Source organism: Gemella haemolysans (assembly GCF_901873445.1).
In the GTDB taxonomy this organism is placed as follows: domain Bacteria; phylum Bacillota; class Bacilli; order Staphylococcales; family Gemellaceae; genus Gemella; species Gemella haemolysans_C.
The window spans coordinates 1-18,405 of record NZ_CABFLN010000053.1 but is presented as its reverse complement, the minus strand read 5'-3'; the positions used below and the strand labels follow the sequence as shown (position 1 = coordinate 18,405).

The following is an 18,405-nucleotide window of genomic DNA, read 5'->3' as shown; positions in this document are numbered from 1 at the left end:
AAATGGGAAAAATAAATATATTATCTGCAGAATTATCAAATAAAATAGCGGCAGGAGAAGTAGTCGAAAGACCTTCTTCTGTTGTTAAAGAGCTTGTAGAAAACTCTATCGATGCAGGGAGTACTAATATTAAAGTTATAATTAAAGAATTTGGTATTCAACAAATTAGAATTATTGATAATGGTAGTGGTATTTCTAATGATGATTTGGCACGAGCATTTTTACGACATGCGACTAGTAAGATAAGTGCTGACTATGATTTATTTCACATAGAAACTTTAGGTTTTAGAGGTGAGGCATTAGCGAGTATTTCATCTGTGAGTAAAGTAACGATAAAAAGTTGTGCAGGAGAAGCACAAGGGAAGATGCTAGTTCTTGAAGGTGGAAAAGTAGTTTCAGAGGAATATTACGCACCTATTAAGGGAACTGATTTAAGTGTAGAGAATTTATTTTATAATACACCAGCAAGGTTGAAATATCTGCGTAATCCACATACAGAACAAGCTAACATTACTAATATTATTCATAAGTTTGCTCTGTCTTATCCTAATGTAGCTTTTGAATTGCATGTAGATGGGAAGATTAGCTTTAAAACATATGGTGATGGTGATGTTCATAAGATTTTATCTAAAATCTATAATATGGGTGTCGCTAGAAACATGATTGAATTCAGTGGGAGTAACGATGATTACAAAGTATTCGGTTATATCTCTGTACCAGAAGAAACAAGAGCTAGTAAGAATTATATAAATATTTTTATCAATGGTCGTTATATTAAAAATTATGGAATTCAAAATGCTATAATCGATGCTTACGGAACGCTTTTAATGATAAATAGGTATCCACTATGTGTTATTAATATAGAAATGGATCCGATATTATTAGATGTTAACGTGCATCCAACTAAGCAAGAAGTGAGATTATCGAAAGAAGCGGAGTTAATACGCTTAATCAAAGAAGTTATCACTGAAAGATTAAGTAACTATACATACATTCCACAAGGAATGAATAATGTTCTTACGAAAAAAGAAAAAGCGAAGATCGAAAAAATAAATTTCTTAGATGAACTAGATACTAAGTTTGGAAATGGTGAAGATGAGAGTATTTTCTCAGTGGAGCAAAGCGAAGTTGAGGACAATGTTCAAGATGGAAGTAGTTTCTTAGATGAACCCAAAGAATTTTTAGGAAGCACTAGAGATGAAAGTAGCTTTTCTAGTAATCAAACAGAATCTGAAAGTTATGTTATTCAAGAAGATGAGTTTCTTTTTGGTGGAGATTTGTTAACAAATTCTGTTGAAGAAAAAACATCAGTACAAACTAAAGAAAATACGTTTAATCAAAGAAGTAAAACCCAAAAAATTAAGAGTGACCTACCAGATTTAAGCTACAGTTCACATCCTCGTGACAATAGAAATAAGTATGGCGATAACCCAACAAAAAAAGAGATAGAAAATTTCATGAATTTTTCTAAAAAAGAAGATAACTCGAGTTATGATAATCGTGCAGAAGAAATAGTTTCTAATGTAGTAAAAGATGATAGTCATTTTAATGAAATTAAAGATGCGAAAATTGTTCAAGATGATGATACAAAAGTTAGAACTCTACCAGACTTAAAAGTATTATCACAAATCTTTAAAACATATATCTTGTCAGAAGCTGATAATAAGTTATTCCTTATAGACCAGCATGCTGCTGCAGAAAGATATAATTATGAGAAATTGCAACGTGAATTTATAGAAAGAAAGAATTATAAAAAACAGATGTTAATTCCTCTTATGTTTGATTTTTCTGTAGATGAAGCGGCTGAGGTTCGTAATAATTTAGAAAAATTCGAGGAACTTGGTATTGTATTTGAGGAGTTTGGAGATAATTCTTATGTTGTTCGTGAATTTCCTGGTTGGATAGAAGAAGACGAAGAACAAATGATAAAAATTATTGTCGAGAAAGTTCTAAGAAATAACAATATAACTTTCAACGAATTAAGAAATGATGCAATTGCTATGGCAAGTTGTAAAATGTCTATAAAAGCGAATCAAGTACTTACAGATGTAGAGATGAAGAAAGTTATTAGTGATCTTTATGAATGTAAGAATCCATTTACTTGTCCACATGGACGTCCGATAATCACAAAAATGGAGAAAAAAGATTTAGAAAAAATGTTTAAGCGTATTGTGTAGGAGGTAAGATGGAAAAAATACCTTTAATAGCAATAGTGGGTCCTACTGCAGTTGGGAAAACGGCACTTAGTATTGAACTTGCGAAAGAGTTCAACTGTGAAATAATCTCTATAGATAGTGTTCAGATTTACAAAAAGTTTGATATTGGTTCTGCAAAGGTGAAAAAAGAAGAGATGGATGGGGTAGTTCATCATTTAATAGACGAACTAGAGCCTACTGATACTTGTTCTGTCTATGATTTTCAAAAACTAGCACGTAAGAAAATTGAAGAAATACACGGTCGAGGTAAGATGCCTTTATTAATCGGCGGAACTGGTTTTTATATGAATGCTGTTCTAAATAATTATGAGTTTACTGATTTAGAGAAAAAAACTTATGATATTGATGTCGATATGGCAAGAGAGTATCTAAAAGAAAACTATCCAGATACATATAATGCGATTGATATAGATAATCATCGTCGTGTAATTAATGCTTATAATTATGTGATGAATGAAAAGAAATCTGTAACGACAAACAACAATGGAGATACTGTTCTAGATTGTTATAATCCATTTTTAATAGTTCTTAATACCGAGAGAGAAGTTCTATACAATCGTATAAATAAGCGAGTTGAATTGATGTTTGAAGAAGGGCTTGAGCAGGAAGTAAGAGGGATTATTGATGAGTATGGTACGGAACTCCAAGCTCTAGGAGCGATAGGATATAAGGAGATGATTCCGTATCTTAAGGGTAATGTTTCTAAAGAAGATACTATTGCAGCTATCTCTCAAAATTCACGCCGTTATGCAAAACGTCAGTTGACATGGTTCAGGAATAAAATGGATGGAACTTGGTACGATACTGCAAATAAGGAATTATTGGCTGTTGTAATAAGAGATATCAAAGAGAAATTTAATTTATAATTATATTAGTAATTGTCTAAGGCTTGAAAAGTAAATTTTCAAGCCTTTTTTAAAATTTATAGCAAGATAAAATTTATTATATAATAGGCTAAGCTCTAGTTGTGAGAAGATATATTATGAAATTTTAAAATATTTTAAGAGTATTTCTGATTTAACTAGAGTTTTTGTTAGTTATGTGCTAAACTAGTAATACTAAAGATTCTCAGGAAGTAGGAGGAGAAGATGAATTCATTTAAATATCTTAAGCCGAAATTATTTAGTGTGATGAAAAATTATACAAAGGAACAATGCTTAAAAGATATAATTGCTGGTTTAATAGTAGCTGTTATAGCATTACCTTTATCAATTGCTTTGGCGATAGCATCTGGAGTGAATCCGGAACAAGGTCTTTATACTGCGATTATAGCAGGTTTTTTTATTTCGTTTTTAGGTGGGAGTAGGGTTCAAATTGGTGGACCTACAGCTGCTTTTGTCGTTATTATTTATGGGATAATAGCTGAACATGGAATTGCAGGATTGACTGTTGCAACACTTATGGCAGGAGTCATGTTAATTTTAATGGGGTTATTTCACTTTGGTGACTTGATTAAATTTATTCCGAAAACTATCACTATTGGATTTACACTAGGGATTGCTATGGGAATAGTAGTCGGACAAGTGAAAGATTTCTTAGGATTAAGTATGGGGGCAGTTCCGGCAGAGTTTGTTGGAAAATTAGTAGCGTATGGACAAAATATAAAAAGTATTAGCTTTGTTACTTTGGGCATAGGTGTACTTGCGATATTAATCCAAGTATTTTGGCCAAAAGTATCTAAGAAAATACCAGGATCTTTAATTGCAATACTAGTTACAACATTTTTAGTAGCTATTTTCAAATTGCCAGTTAAAACTATTGGTGATCTATATACGATTAAAGCAGGGCTTCCTAGTTTTACAATGCCTACAATCTCATTATCTCTAATAAGAGAGATGATTTTACCAGCATTTACAATCGCAATATTAGCGGCTATAGAATCGCTATTATCAGCTGTAGTATCTGATGGTATGACAGGAAGTAAGCATAAATCTAATGCTGAGTTAGTAGCTCAAGGTGTAGGAAACTTTATGTCGGCACTTTTTGGTGGTATTCCTGCAACAGGTGCTATTGCGAGAACAGCGGCTAATGTAAAAAATGGTGGTAGAACACCCGTAGCTGGAATGGTACATGCATTTACTTTATTATTAATACTATTATTTTTAATGCCATATGCATCGTATATACCAATGAGTTGTTTAGCCGCAATATTAATTATTGTAGGTTATAATATGAGTGGTTGGCGTATTTGTGTACGCATGTTAAAAACTGCACCGAAAAGTGATATAGCGGTATTAATTATTACTTTCTTATTAACGTTATTCTTCGATTTAGTTATTGCGATAGAGTTCGGTATGGTATTAGCCGCGTTTCTATTCTTAAAACGTATGTCAGATATTGCAGAAGTTCGACAATGGACATATAAAGGTTCATCTGATGATGAAAAGTTATCTGAAGAAGTTGATTTAAAATATGTCCCTGATAATACTATAGTTTATGAAATTTTTGGAGCGTTATTCTTCGGAGCCGCTAATGTATTTACTAATTTTGAACATGGAGAAGGAAAAAATGTTCTGATTATAAGAATGCGTAACGTTCCAGCTATGGATATTTCGGGATTAGAAGTACTAGAAGAAATATTGGAAACATGTAAAAAACGAGGATTGACATTAATATTATCACATGTAAATGAACAACCATATCACGTTATGGAAAAAGCAGGTTTCATAGAGAAAATAGGTGCAGAGAATATATGTGAAAATATTGATGCATCGTTAGAGAGAGCAGAGAAGTTAGGAGAATAAGGGTTTGATTCAAAAATCTCAAATTTTTAAAAAGTTCATATGAGAATACATAGACGCAGTGGTTTATAGATGTCTAAATTCGCTTTATAAAAAAAATATATATTTTATAAATTTTGCAGGGTGGCTCAAAAAAATGATTTTTTTGAAATCATGATTTTTGAGTAACTCCCTTTCTCCATTCTAAGTTGTATATGTGGGTAATTTTTTGTACAGGTAATGTGATATAATTAACTTAAATGGAGGTGAATATTTATGAATGTATTAGAAATTTTATTAGAAGTATTTCCTTTAATATTCTGTATTTTTTACTTGATGATATTTGGAATATCTAGAGAGATAATTAAAAAAGAGAAAATACTTTTAACAAAGTTATCAGATCAAGAGATAGAGTATATTAGTACTAAGAATACCAACTCAAAAATATTCTTGATGTTAAATCTAGGAGTGGCAATTCTGTGTTGTATTTATCTGGTTATTTCTATAGTTAATAAAGGATTATTGATAGGTTTCTTTGGAGAAACACTAAATAAAGTAATAAATTCTATTATTATTGTTATTATATTATTACCATATTTATTCGAACGTATTAATGTTATTCGTCGTTATAATAAGGTGAAGAAACTCGTAGAGAAAAAATAATAATAAAAAAGTTCCGCTATAACTGTAAAACGTGAAATATATTATGTTTTTTCTGAAAATTAATGGTGTTTTTGAAAAGTTATTGTTTTGTGATAAGTTATTACTAAGAAATTATTTAATTGAAAAATATTTAGACATAAGGGCACTAATCCAAAAGTACTAGATTTTAAAAATAGTTTACATGAAAACTCATAGACGCAGTGGTTTATTAATATCTAAATTCGCTTTATAAAAAAATAATATATATTTTATAAATTTTGCAGGGTGGCTCAAAAAAATTGATTTTTTCGAAATCGTGATTTTTGAGTTACTCCTTTTTTATAATTGCTTTAGTTAGTAGAGGAAGTAAAGTCTTCGGAACTAAAATAGCTACTACGCGTAAACATGGATAAAAGTTAAACGATTAAAAAAACATTTTTTTGATAGAAGGGGTATTTGGAGCTTTAAAATAAAGTGAGAGTGATTTTTATACATTATTTTCTATTTTTTATACATATAACTTGTCTATGTTATCTCAAGTATGTATTTTACATAAAAAATGTAAAAAATCACGTATTAATATTATACTAAAATAATTAAAAAGATGAATTCAATGGAAAATAGTAGATGTCTACATAGAGTGAATAAAGTTTTAAATACTTAATAGAAACTGTTCACAAACTCCCTTAATATGTCTGTGTAGTCTATATGCGCTAGCTAGTGATATGTCTAAAGCATTAGCTGTTTTTTTAACATTTAACGTTTTTATATATTCTTCGAAATAATTCCATTCAGATAATTTTAAAGTCTTTTTCAGATAGCTAATAAGCTCAATGTACAAGAAATCATAATCATTACTGATGACATCAGAATTGTTGTCGAAGATATCTAAAGGTACACTTTTATTCCTATTTCTTCTGCGAATTTCATCTATAAGTTTTCTTTTGATGGTCGTAAAGGCAAATCTATCAAAATCATTTGGTGTTATACCTCCATCTTGTAAAATGAGAAAGCTAACAAGAAGTCCTTCCATTCCGAAACTATAAAATTCACTATGAAGTTGTTGAGGAATATGTACCTTGTATAGAGCTTTTTTGATAAGAGTCTTTTTAGCTTCTAATAACTCATAAAATCTTTTAGTATCATCTTCGTTTAATTCTGTAAAACCTTTCATTATAGTTACCCTCCTAAATCTTTCCTCTATGTAGAACATCTCCTAATAAGGACAAACTTTATAATAAATGAGAAAAAATGGTTTATTTTAAATGTAAAGATTATTAAAGAATTTTAATATTAACAATTAACTATGATAGAAAAATCACACGTGGATAATGTGTATGGATGTTTATTGTTTGTATCGGAATAATTTCTGAGAATAATAATTCTATAACGATAATGATAATTTATAGTTGCTTTTCTAATGTGTGAAAAAATATAAAAATTATAGCTAGACTCCCACTCTTACAGAAGATAAAAAATCTCCCTCATTATTATAAGTGAAAAAAACAGCCTTTTGTCACAAAAAAATTAAAATTTTATCTAGTAATACTATCAAAAAAATCTTCTTCGTACTCATTTAACAAAAGAGCTAATTTTTTCAGTAATGCTTCTTGATGTCGTTTGACCTTTGTAGGATGATTAAGGTTATTTTTCATTGCCCCGCGTAATGAAGAATTATTAACGTATAGCTCGTATAAGAGTAGCTGATCATCTATAGAAAGAGTAGCTAAAGCATCATATAATGCAGTATATAACTGTTCTTTAATAACAATTTCTGTAGGTAATGCAGAATAGTCCTTTATTCTACTCTCTCCAGTATTATTCTCAAAAGAATAATCTTCATAATAAATTAATCCACTTTCTTTAAGTTTTTTATTAACATAGTTTGTACGATTCTGAATAGAATTTATTTGAGAATAAATTTCTTTGCTAACTGGAACCTTTATATTATTTTTTATTTTTAAGTAATTCATAAGGAAACTCCTCCCATATATACATCTGTAAGAGCGGGGAGGGGAATATTGATTATATACATTTATAGAAAAACTGTAAAGAGGATAAAAGAAATTAAAGGAGAAAAATAATGGAGCTATAATTTCAAAAGTCTAAAAATGTGATTAATAATAAATAAATTGAGTGCTGAGGATAAAATATTTAAAGTTGGTTTTCTAAACTAACAAAGTACATTTAAGTCAATAGTTCTAAGTATTTATTCATAACAATATTTTGAATAGCAGAATTTTTTTGGAAGGAGTAGTATTATGAATCTTGGTATTTTTTCTTGTAAGTGAGTTATTGTGTGACTTTAAAGTTATATGAAAAGCTTGATAGTCGAATGTATTTTTCTATCGATTATTTTCTTTGATTTATTAGCTATGACTATACAATTACTTTCTTTGATTTATTAGCTATGACTATTCAATTATTATTTTACTTTTAGACGAGAATTTTATGATTTTATGACTTTGGAGTAGGAAGTTTTGTCATTGGATTATGGGTTATAAAAACATTTACATAATGTATGTTATAGGCAATTAGTAGACTAAAAAATTCTACTTAAAATATACTTAAAATAAAAATTTTTTATAATCTTAAAAATAAGAATAATTATATAAAAAAATCATGGTTTTCATAATGTTTTTTTTTTTTTTTTTTGATACGGGAAAGCTTTGTTAATAAAGGTTTCGCGAAGTCTCTTAATATTAAGTTAACTTAAAAGACCACTATATTTTCCATTTTTTTATTTTTTGAGGTCTCTTATTATGAGCTAAAACGTTGATAAATACAGGTTTTTGGTTGATTTAAGGTTCATGATGTATTATAATTATTATGTTTAGGATTGTTGAAAATATATACTAGATATTTATGTATATATAGCCTAAATATCTAGATGTATTTATGTAACGTCTAATACCAAAAATAATAGAAAAATGTAAAGGAGATTCAGATACACATATGAGATATAAATATAAAGACGGCGAAAAGCTGACGCGTTTCTCAATAAGAAAATATCACTTTGGTGCTGCTAGTGTGGCTGTAGCATCTCTTATTTTCTTTGGTGGTGGAATGTCGGCTAAGGCAGAAAATATTCCTGTATCACATGATACCCAAAATAGTGGAAATATCGCAAATGGTGATAAAAATGCCAGTGGGAATTCTGGAAAACAAGCAACAGCCGATAGCAAGCCTATTACAGTTGATGTGCCACAAGCCGCATTACCAACTACAAAAGTAGATAAAACAGAACTAAATAAATTATCGATTGGTTTAAAAACAGCAATCGAATCTGCAGATTCAGAGAAAATCAGCAGTATTTCTAAAGATCTTAATAAAGTTTTAGAAAATGCTAAGAAATTATTAGAAAATAAAAACGCAACAGCAGAAGAAGTTAAAACACAAGTAGAAGAATTAAAAAAAGCCACTGAGAAATTAAAAGCTACTGTTGCTGAAGCTGATAAAAAAGCTGAAGAAGAAAAGAAAGCTAAAGAATCAGAAAAAGATCGTAGTACTGAGGCAGAAGCTTCGAATAGAGAGGCATCAACACCAGCTAGAAGTGTTCGAGGAAGAAGAGGGGGGACTACAGAAGTTCAACCAAAAGCTAACGAAAGTGCAACTCCAAAATTAGAAGCAGCGACTTCTAACAAAGAAGCTACGCCAAAAGCATTACCAACGTATGCAAATGGTACGGACAATTATGCATTAGCAGATGAAATGCGTAATATCGTTAAGTACTTAAAAGATAATGGGGCAGATGCTGCTAAGATAGCTGTAATCAAAGAAAACTATGACAAGTTAAATGAAAAACTAGGGCTTACTGATGACAGTGCAGTTCTGTCTGAAGAAGATTTCAAAAAAGCATTAGCGGACTTAAAACAAGCTCGTGACTATACTGAAGGGTTCTTAGCTAATAAAGATAACGGTGGTAGAACAGAACCACCTAAACCTGAAGCAGTACTTAATCGTCGTGAACGTGCTGCAGGTCAAGATCGTGATGGATCAAATGAATATAAAAACAGTAGGGAATACTATTTCGAAGACGGTAGAAAAGGAGTTTCTCCTTATGATAGGTATACTTATGTATTCTACACTAGTAGACAATCGGGTGTGACATGGGATGGTGTCAAAAGATCTGTAGAAGAAAGTAGAGATTTTATTTATGCCCATGTGACTCCGACTAGTAATGGATTTAAGTGGGATATTTATATTAACCGTGCTAGATACGACTTAAGTGATACGGTGGGATGGTTTACGCTTCCAAAAGGTGTCAATGTCGTTGGAAATTCGGTAACGGTATCTTGGTCTAACAGTGGAGGTAACCATGCAATTTCACCGAACGATGGAAGACTAGAGACAGCACTTAGCCAAGCGGGACTTTTAATGGTAACAAAAGGTACGACGCAAGCGTCTGGAATAGATAAGAGAAATTCTGGTTATTCTAAGAATTGGAATTCTAATGATATAAAAGCATTGGCTACAACTGGTGGAGTAAGCGGAAATAACCCATACAGATTCGACCTTCTTAATAATGACAACGATGGTAAAGCTTTACAAGGTGCGAAGATTAATGCAATCTATAACAATAACGGGGACTTGTATTATTTTCAACAAGGTGCTGATCGAACAGCGTATCACATTTCTTTTGAAACGACAGGGATTACAAAAAAGCAAGACTTGATCTACGCAGTCGGTATGAAAGGTGAAAGGGTAGATAATACAGCCCAGCCTCCTGTAAGAGTTCGTTTCATTGCAAACCAATGGTCTGCAAAAACCGCATTAGAAAAGACTGATGCTGACGAATATTCGCCAATTATCACTTACCCAGCCTATATTGTAAAACAAGGGGAATATAAAAACCAAAAATATGGCTATAATGAAGCGTGGTTCCGTCATCCGGAAAGGACAGATAAACTCTTAAATTATGGAGATCAGAGTTATACGAAATCTGACTTTGATGCAAATAACTACTATCATTTTGAAGCGAGAAATGGAAAATCATCCGAGACTATTCTTTATGAAGCTGATGCTAGAGGATTCAATAAAAACTTTAGAATGTATAAACCTGATGGAACTGAGATTTCTAAACATGATATGGGAAATAGTGGTGCGGATGTGCCGGGAGATTTTGAATATACATGGAAGTGGACTTTTACTGACAACTCTAAGGCATCTGAACATGTGAGGTTTATCGTAGTTCCTAAAGAACCGAGACTAGTTACTGATTTAACAAATGCTGCTGGTAGAAAAAATGTAGAAATCAAAGCAGCTAACGGCACGAATGGTTTTAAAATGGAACTTTATCGTAAGGTTGGAAACGTATTAACAAAAGTTTCGGAAGCTATAGCAGGCGCAAATGGAGAAGCCACGTTTACCCTTGATAACAACAAAAGACCTTTAATTTTGGAAGTAGGAGATTATGTTGTTAAAACAGTTGCTGACCTTAATGAAGACTATATAGACTATGCTGGAATCACTCATAGACAAGAAGAAGGTCTAAGATCTGGCGAATCGAATGTAGTGGCAGCCACAGATGGAGCGCCACCGGTAGTACGTATGGTTGGTAGCGCTGATCCACTTCCAGATACAAGACCAGCGGATAATGCACCAGCTATATACGAAGTAACTCAAGGTGAGCGATTTGCACCAAGGTTAGAAGCATTTGATAACTTGGGTGTTATTAAAAAATTCGAATTGGTGGACTTCCCAGCGCCGCTTAGAACACCTTTCAAGGAAGCAAATAGTTTCAGTGAGTCCAACTCATATGAACCAATATTTAACGGAAATATCCCAGCTAATACTGCGCCTGGTGTATATACGCGTACGATTACTGTAAGCGATGGTGTGACAGGAGATAAGACGTATTACTTCAAATACAAAGTTCTGCCAGTAGCACCAACTATTACTACTCCTCAAAATCAAGGAGGAACTCTAGTATCAACTGACCGTAGTATTTCAGGTACAGGTATAGCTGGTTCAACAATTACAGTAACATTGCAAGATGGTACAACTGGTACAACAACTGTTGACAATCAAGGGAACTGGACGTACACCTTAAAACAAAATGAAAAGCTAACGCAAAACACTAAGCAGGATGCAAATACGAAAGCTGATAGAGGAATTTCTATTACGCAATCTAAAAATGGTGCTGAATCAAGACCAGCGACAGTAGATGTACAATTAGCTAGAGCAATCTCTATTGATACTCCAGTTCAAGCGGGACGCGATATTACTGTTAAAGTTCCTCATGATGCTGGATTACTCTATGTACAGGTAAAAAATGGTAACAATACGGTTTACGAATATGGAGTTAGAAAAGTTGGTAACAGCTGGCAAATAACTGATACAGCAAAAGCCAATCTAACTGAGTTACGAGTGACTGATGGAAAAAATATTTCTGAGAAAGTATTGACTTTCCATATTAAAGATCCAAAGAACAATATTCCGTTTACGCTTTCTGCAACTAATGATGTTACAATGCGTGTGCATTATGATAATAATGCAGGAAATCCGTCGGATCCAACTGGTGAAAATGCTGGATGGGTTACTGCTGCCAAACCAACCAATACAGCACCAACAATCACAGTCAACGCACCAGATACGCATAATTACACAGCTGATGGAAGCCTGACAATGGCAGGATTGAAAGGTCTTGTAACAGTAGTAGATAGAGAAGATGATGCAGATAAGACAGTAGGAAATAGAGTTGGTGACAACTTTAACCTTACAATTAGAAAAGGAAATCAAAATGTAACCTTATCAGGAAATGATTACCTGAAAAAAGGTGAATATACTTTAACGTATACAACAACAGATGCGGCAGGTGCAAGGGTTGAGAGAACACATAATATTACTGTTTCATCACTTGCAGAATCAAAAGGAGCATCTATCACTTATCCACTTGATACAGCTAAAGTAGTTTATGGAAACAATGATGTTGAAAATGGCAACTTCAAGCCAGCAATCAAACAAGCTTTTGCAGATAAGTTAACTGAGGTGAACCGTAATAATAGTAATTTACCAACAGGAGTAACATTTGTGCCTGGTGCAACAAATGATAAAGCGAAAGTTGTAGTAGCTACATTCCCAGATGGTTCAACAGTAGACATTTCACATGAAAGAGTGGCGAAACCAGAAGCGCCAACAGTAACCAGCACAACAACAGAAAACCGTATATTATCAACTGACAAAACGTTAACAGGTAGTGGTATTGCAGGCGCAAAAATTAAAGTGATAGTAAATAATAAAGTGTTAAAAGAAACTACGGTAGGGTCAAATGGCGAATGGTCAGTAACACTTGATAAAGGTTTTAATAGTAATAATGTTTCAAATCTAGGGCAATTCCCGGACCCAGATATTGTCAAAGTAACTCAAAGTGTAGCTGGGATAGAAAGCTCAGAAAATAACGTTAGAATAGTACTAGGAGAAAGTAAAATTCACCCGTCCGATGATACGGTTTCAAGTGTATTTGCAGGCGCAAAAAAACTTACTGTGGAAATTCCTCATGATGCAGGTATGTTTTATGTAAAATATAAATATAGAGAAAAAACAAACGCATCAGAACAGGATTCCGCTATAATGAGAGAACTAGGTTTCAAACGAGAAACAATCGATGGACCATGGATAGCTACTAAACCAGAATATGGAAATGTGACAGAAACACCAGTTAAAGGTAAATTTACAACAACTGTTACTATCGATATGAAGGAAAATATAAAAGAAAGTACTAAGGATTCAGAGAAAGCAGCCGTTATTGCCAATATTAAGGAAAGAGGATACTCTAGCCCGACAGGTTGGAAAGAGATTTCAGTTACTAATGAAAAACCAACATTAGCAGCTACTTTCCAAGGAGATAAGAAAGTCGTTGAATATGGCTCATCACTTAATCTGAATGATCTAGTTAGAGCAAGCGATAAGGAAGATGATAAAAACTTAACAAGAGGTAATGGAACATCACTTGAAATTCTTTCTGTAAATGATAATACGACCAACAAACAAGTTGACACAAACACTCTTGGCAGATACACAGTAAAATATAGGGCTACAGATAGCCAAGGAAAACAATCTGATGAAAAAACAATAACGGTAGAAGTTGTTGATACGGTTAAACCAGTTGTAAAACTAGTTGGTGACGATGGTCGTGATATTACGTTGACAGAAGGAACAGCAGATGCAAACTTACCGAAAGTAACGGTATATCGTGGAGAAAAAGCGAATGTTACGATAAAAGCTTCAGATAATACAGGTAAAATTCAGGAACTTCGTGGAAATGGGATGCCGAATGGTATTTGGTTTAATAAAAATCCGAATGCAGATAGTGAAGTTTGGTTAACGAGCGATAATGCTACAGAAACAAATCCACTAAGTCATACGATTACAGGTGTTGTAGAAACAGGTAACAGAATCGAAGAAAAAATTGTTACAGTAACAGCGAAAGACAAGACTAACCCAGCAAACGTGACAACTGTTAAATTCAAAATGGTTGTGAAGGAACAAAAAGAAAAATATACACCAACAGCACCAACAAATGCAGTAAATTTCAATAATCTTGGAACATCTGTGACATCAGCAGAAGATGTGCAGAAAATTACAGACCTAGTGAATGTGCCAAACTTATCTGAAGAAGCAACAAATGCAGGTGGAGTAAGGAAAGCACTTAAAAACAATGGTGAAATTACAAAAGAAAATGGCAAAAAAGTTGTGACTGTAACGGTGACTTATCCAGACCGTTCTATAGATGAAGTGACTGTACCAGTTGCACAAAACTATAATGTTGTAGCACGACCTATTATTAACTTCAAGCATGGAGAAGCTTTGACTGATGAAGTTAAACGCAGCCTAGTACAATTACAAGATGGTGAGAATAAGGTAGATATTCCGAGTGATGCGAGAGTTACGTTTGAGAATTTAGATACAAGTATGTCTGAAAATGATGGAAAAACTGTTACTAAAAATGCAATAGCTACAATTACATTTGCAGATAGCACTGTTAAAAAAGTTACTGTAAATTATAAAGTTTTAAATACATTCCCAATTGCTCATACGATTTATGATTTTAAAGGTGTCGCACGTAATGATGGTGATTCTGATTTTTATCGTAATACTGGGAAAAATATTCCTGATAATATGACGTGGATTTATAAAGCGAGTGATGGCGTAGAAAAATCTGCTACAGGTTTTAGAGATAAACTTAAAGCTGATGCTGCTAATGTAGGCTCAACTACTTACACATTCACTGGTAAGTATAATTATGGTCGATTTACAGATAATCCAAGCGATGCAGATAGGTTAAAACATGAGGGTACTCTTGTTCATAAAGTGTTTGATATAGCCGCTAATACTACCAAATTAACAGTTGCTAAGGGTCATCAATTGACAGCTGCACAAGCTAAAGATGCGGTTATGAAGGCGCAAGGTTCAGAAGATTTACCAACTGGTACAACTTATGAATGGGTAGAAAATCCAAACACAAATACACCGGGAGTAAGAACTTATAAGGTGAAAGTGACCCTACCACCATCACAAACAGGCAATGATCAACCAACTGCAACACAAGTAAAACCGTCTAAAACAATTGATGTGACTGTTAATGTTAAACCAACAGCTCCAACGGTAACTCCAGCAACTAACGGTGATGTTACAGTAACTCCAGCGAATGAAACAAATGTCAATAAAGTGGAAGTGACATACACTCCAGCGGACACAAATCGATTAGAAGATAATGGAGATATCTCAAAAACTACGCATACACCTACAAAGATTGTTGCTAGTAAGGGAGCTAACAATAAATGGACGATTACAGAAGGTGATAAAGTCGGCGTTACTATAAATGGCGATACAGGTGCAATTACACTGGAAGACCATATCGTTAAGGATCTAACAAGTGTGAGTTCAACTGATTCGGCACAAGATGTTTCAAGTGATAGTAATCAAGCGAATGCTAATAATGGTGAACAAGATAAGCCGACAATTGGTTTAAACAATACGCTTGTAGAAGTAGGAAAAGCGTTTGACCTTTCTCTTGATTTATCAGATGGAACAGGTGTAGGTGTAGACGATGCAAACATCAAGGTTACTGTACCAAAAGGAGTAACTTACGATGCAAGAACAAAATCAATCAAAGGAACACTAAGTTCAGTCACCAAAAATGATATTACAGTAAGAGTCCTAGATAAGAATGGGAATAAAGCTGAGAAAACAATCTCTATAGCTGCTGTGAAGGTTAAGCCGATTTATGCGATTAAAGATAGTACTATTCCAAATGTAGCCACTGCAAGCAATTTTGTGGAAATGCCTGCTGGTTTAACTGCCTCTTGGAAAGACAATTCTAGACCTACAACAACGGCAGTGGGGAATACGACTAAAACTGTAACGGTTAGTGCGGAAGGTTATAACGCGATAAATGTAGATATCCCAGTAACGATATATCCAAAAGTAACTTACCGTAAGGTAGGCGGCAAAGAAGTGAAAGAATACAATGAAATCGTTGGGCAACCATTGACGTCGAGTGTATGGGGAACAGGTGGACATGAGAAACCTGTTGCAGCTGATTTCTATGTAGAATTTGAAGGCGGAACTAAACCAGAGGGTACAACTATTAAATTTAAAGATAAAAATCCAGCTAGTAAAGATAAAAATCCAGCTAGTCCAAGTACAACAGCAGGTATAACGACTGAAACGATTGTTGTAACTTATCCGAATGAAGCAGGAACCATTGAAAAACCAGTAACGTTCAAGACTTATGGAAATGAACCGAAGTATGAGGATGGAAAAGATTCTGTAGAAACAATAGTTGGTAGTGCATTTGCGAAAACAAGTGCTAGTGATTATGTAAAACCAAGTAGTACATTAGCTAACCCAAGTGGTACTGCTATTGGATGGGGAAATGGGTATGATTCTCCTAACCCAGTAAACAAACCACAGGATAAAATTGGAAGACGTGAAGAAAATGTTAATGTTTGGTATGGGTATGGTGTATTGGACACTCGTGAAGAAAGATACGTGAATCGTCACAGTGATCAAAACATTAAAGTAACGTTAGATGTTAAACCACAAGCACCAAGACTAACTGCAAATCAATTCCAAGGTAAGGCAGGCACTAAACCTGAGATTACTGTAAACAATTTACCAACAGCTGCACAGTTGACAACAGGATTAACTGTAAAAGTACAATTAAAAGACGCTGCTGGCACTGTGGTTGCAGAAAAAACTGTAGCAGCAGGAACAGAAAGTACAACTTTTGCTGAAGCTGACTATAGAAATCCAGTTACTTTAGGTCAACAATTGACAGCTAATGTGGTTGTCTCAGGAACTTATCAAAAAACAGAAAAAACGGATACGGGAACAAGACAAGTTCCAACTACTTATTCTTTAGTTTCTGATAATAGCAACAGTGAACAAGTTACTCCTCAAAAACCAACCTTTGATACAGCAACAGTGACTTCAACTAGCCGTACATTGAGTGGTACTTTAGGCGGATTTGATGCAACTAATAGAGTGGTCAAAGTTCATTTGAATGATGAGAATAATACCGTTCTTTCTAGTGAAAATAATGGCGGAGTAACCATCAATGGTAATACATGGACAGCTACGCTTCCTGCTACTGTAAAACTTCGTCAATCAGTCGCTAAAAACGGCGAAACTACAATGCCACCAGCGATTACAGTGGAGAATACAGTCACAGATGGAACAGTTTCAACTAGAAGTGATAATAAAGCAGTTGAAATGGGAGATTACTCAGTAGCGTCAGCAGTTGCAGGTAGCAAACATATTGATATTACAGTGCCACATGATGCTAAACGAGTAGAATTACGATTCCATAACAGTGTGGAAACAGGAGATAAAGTAAACAGTATTGTACTTGTCCGTGGAACAGATGGATGGCATACAGAAGCAACAAGAACTGATTCAGCAACAGTGACGAATGCAAATGGATATGTCGGAACAATTACTTCTACTCCAAGCACAACTAATCCTTCAGAGAATAATATTCGTATCGCTCTAAATGAACAAAGTGGAACGGCAAAACTTCATATTAAAGAAGAAAATGCAAATGGAGATAATACTGAATCATATGGTAGTGGATTAGGACTTCGCGTATATAACCAACCAGAAACGGGGCAAGCACCAAGTGCAACAGGTAAGTGGAAAGTTGTTGGTGTGACGAATACGGCACCGAATATTGTAGTGAAAAATGAAACAGGGCGAGATGCGAACCATAGAAAAATTTATGATTCAGGAACAACATTAACAGCTGACTTGTTAAAAGATTTAGTGACAGTAACAGATGCAGAAGATAGTGTGACACCAGATGAAAATAAACCATTTGGAACAGGAAATGTAAAAGTTGTATCTGGCTTGCCTGCGACTACAGGAACAACTCCAGCAGGACGTTATACAGTAGTTCTTAAAGCTGTTGACAGTCAAGGAAAAGAAAGTGACCCGTTGACTGTGTATGTGGGAGTGGTGTCTAAGGATGTGAAATACCAACCACAATTAAATGGACAAAACTTAGGAGAAGCCAAAGTGATTCCAGTGGAAGGAGAGCACGCCCAAGGAGATTCAATTAGCTACACACCAGGTGAAGTGACAGTGGACAACAAAGTGTATGTACCAGTAACAACTGAAGGACACAGTGTAACGTTAACAGATCAACCACAAACGCAACCAGTAGAGTATAAACTAAAAGATGCTTCAACAGCAGTGAAATACCAACCACAATTAAATGGACAAAACTTAGGAGAAGCCAAAGTGATCCCAGTGGAAGGAGAGCACGCCCAAGGAGATTCAATTAGCTACACACCAGGTGAAGTGACAGTGGACAACAAAGTGTA

7 protein-coding genes are annotated in these 18,405 nt (G+C 33.9%); 5 read left to right on the top strand and 2 right to left on the bottom strand.

The genetic code is table 11. The features are described 5' to 3' along the window. The first annotated feature begins 2 nt into the window (after nucleotides 1-2). The 4 genes from mutL (at nucleotide 3) to JX287_RS06515 (ending at nucleotide 5,599) form a co-directional block, all read left to right on the top strand. Nucleotides 3-2,177 (top strand): DNA mismatch repair endonuclease MutL, encoded by a 2,175-nt coding sequence (gene mutL, locus JX287_RS06530; RefSeq protein ID WP_204643870.1) that lies wholly within the window; start codon nucleotides 3-5, stop codon nucleotides 2,175-2,177. 8 nt (nucleotides 2,178-2,185) lie between these two features. Continuing rightward, nucleotides 2,186-3,082: a tRNA (adenosine(37)-N6)-dimethylallyltransferase MiaA gene (miaA, locus tag JX287_RS06525; RefSeq protein WP_204643862.1), complete on the top strand. Its 897-nt coding sequence runs from the start codon at nucleotides 2,186-2,188 to the stop codon at nucleotides 3,080-3,082. Nucleotides 3,083-3,304: 222 nt separating this feature from the next. Then, nucleotides 3,305-4,960 carry a SulP family inorganic anion transporter gene (locus JX287_RS06520; protein ID WP_204643854.1) on the top strand — a complete coding sequence of 552 codons (1,656 nt, stop codon included), beginning with the start codon at nucleotides 3,305-3,307 and terminating at the stop codon, nucleotides 4,958-4,960. A 252-nt stretch (nucleotides 4,961-5,212) separates the two neighbouring features. Then, nucleotides 5,213-5,599: a hypothetical protein gene (locus tag JX287_RS06515; protein WP_204643845.1), complete on the top strand. Its 387-nt coding sequence runs from the start codon at nucleotides 5,213-5,215 to the stop codon at nucleotides 5,597-5,599. Nucleotides 5,600-6,230: 631 nt separating this feature from the next. Here the strand turns inward: JX287_RS06515 and JX287_RS06510 are convergent. Together JX287_RS06510 and JX287_RS06505 are read right to left on the bottom strand one after the other, a co-directional pair. After that, nucleotides 6,231-6,752 carry a sigma-70 family RNA polymerase sigma factor gene (locus JX287_RS06510; protein WP_204643843.1) on the bottom strand — a complete coding sequence of 174 codons (522 nt, stop codon included), beginning with the start codon at nucleotides 6,750-6,752 and terminating at the stop codon, nucleotides 6,231-6,233. Between the two features lie 361 nt (nucleotides 6,753-7,113). Then, nucleotides 7,114-7,551 (bottom strand): hypothetical protein, encoded by a 438-nt coding sequence (locus tag JX287_RS06505; RefSeq protein WP_204643841.1) that lies wholly within the window; start codon nucleotides 7,549-7,551, stop codon nucleotides 7,114-7,116. A 982-nt stretch (nucleotides 7,552-8,533) separates the two neighbouring features. Between JX287_RS06505 and JX287_RS06500 the strand changes: the two genes are divergently transcribed. Further along, on the top strand, nucleotides 8,534-18,405 hold a 9,872-nt coding region (locus JX287_RS06500; RefSeq protein WP_204643839.1), incomplete at its 3' end, for a YSIRK-type signal peptide-containing protein.

What these genes read in the sequence shown, in the direction of transcription:
- mutL (WP_204643870.1), top strand. Translation starts at nt 3, where the DNA reads ATGGGAAAAATAAATATATTATCTGCAGAATTATCAAATAAAATAGCG.
- miaA (WP_204643862.1), top strand. Translation starts at nt 2,186, where the DNA reads ATGGAAAAAATACCTTTAATAGCAATAGTGGGTCCTACTGCAGTTGGG.
- JX287_RS06520 (WP_204643854.1), top strand. Translation starts at nt 3,305, where the DNA reads ATGAATTCATTTAAATATCTTAAGCCGAAATTATTTAGTGTGATGAAA.
- JX287_RS06515 (WP_204643845.1), top strand. Translation starts at nt 5,213, where the DNA reads ATGAATGTATTAGAAATTTTATTAGAAGTATTTCCTTTAATATTCTGT.
- JX287_RS06510 (WP_204643843.1), bottom strand. Translation starts at nt 6,752, where the DNA reads ATGAAAGGTTTTACAGAATTAAACGAAGATGATACTAAAAGATTTTAT.
- JX287_RS06505 (WP_204643841.1), bottom strand. Translation starts at nt 7,551, where the DNA reads ATGAATTACTTAAAAATAAAAAATAATATAAAGGTTCCAGTTAGCAAA.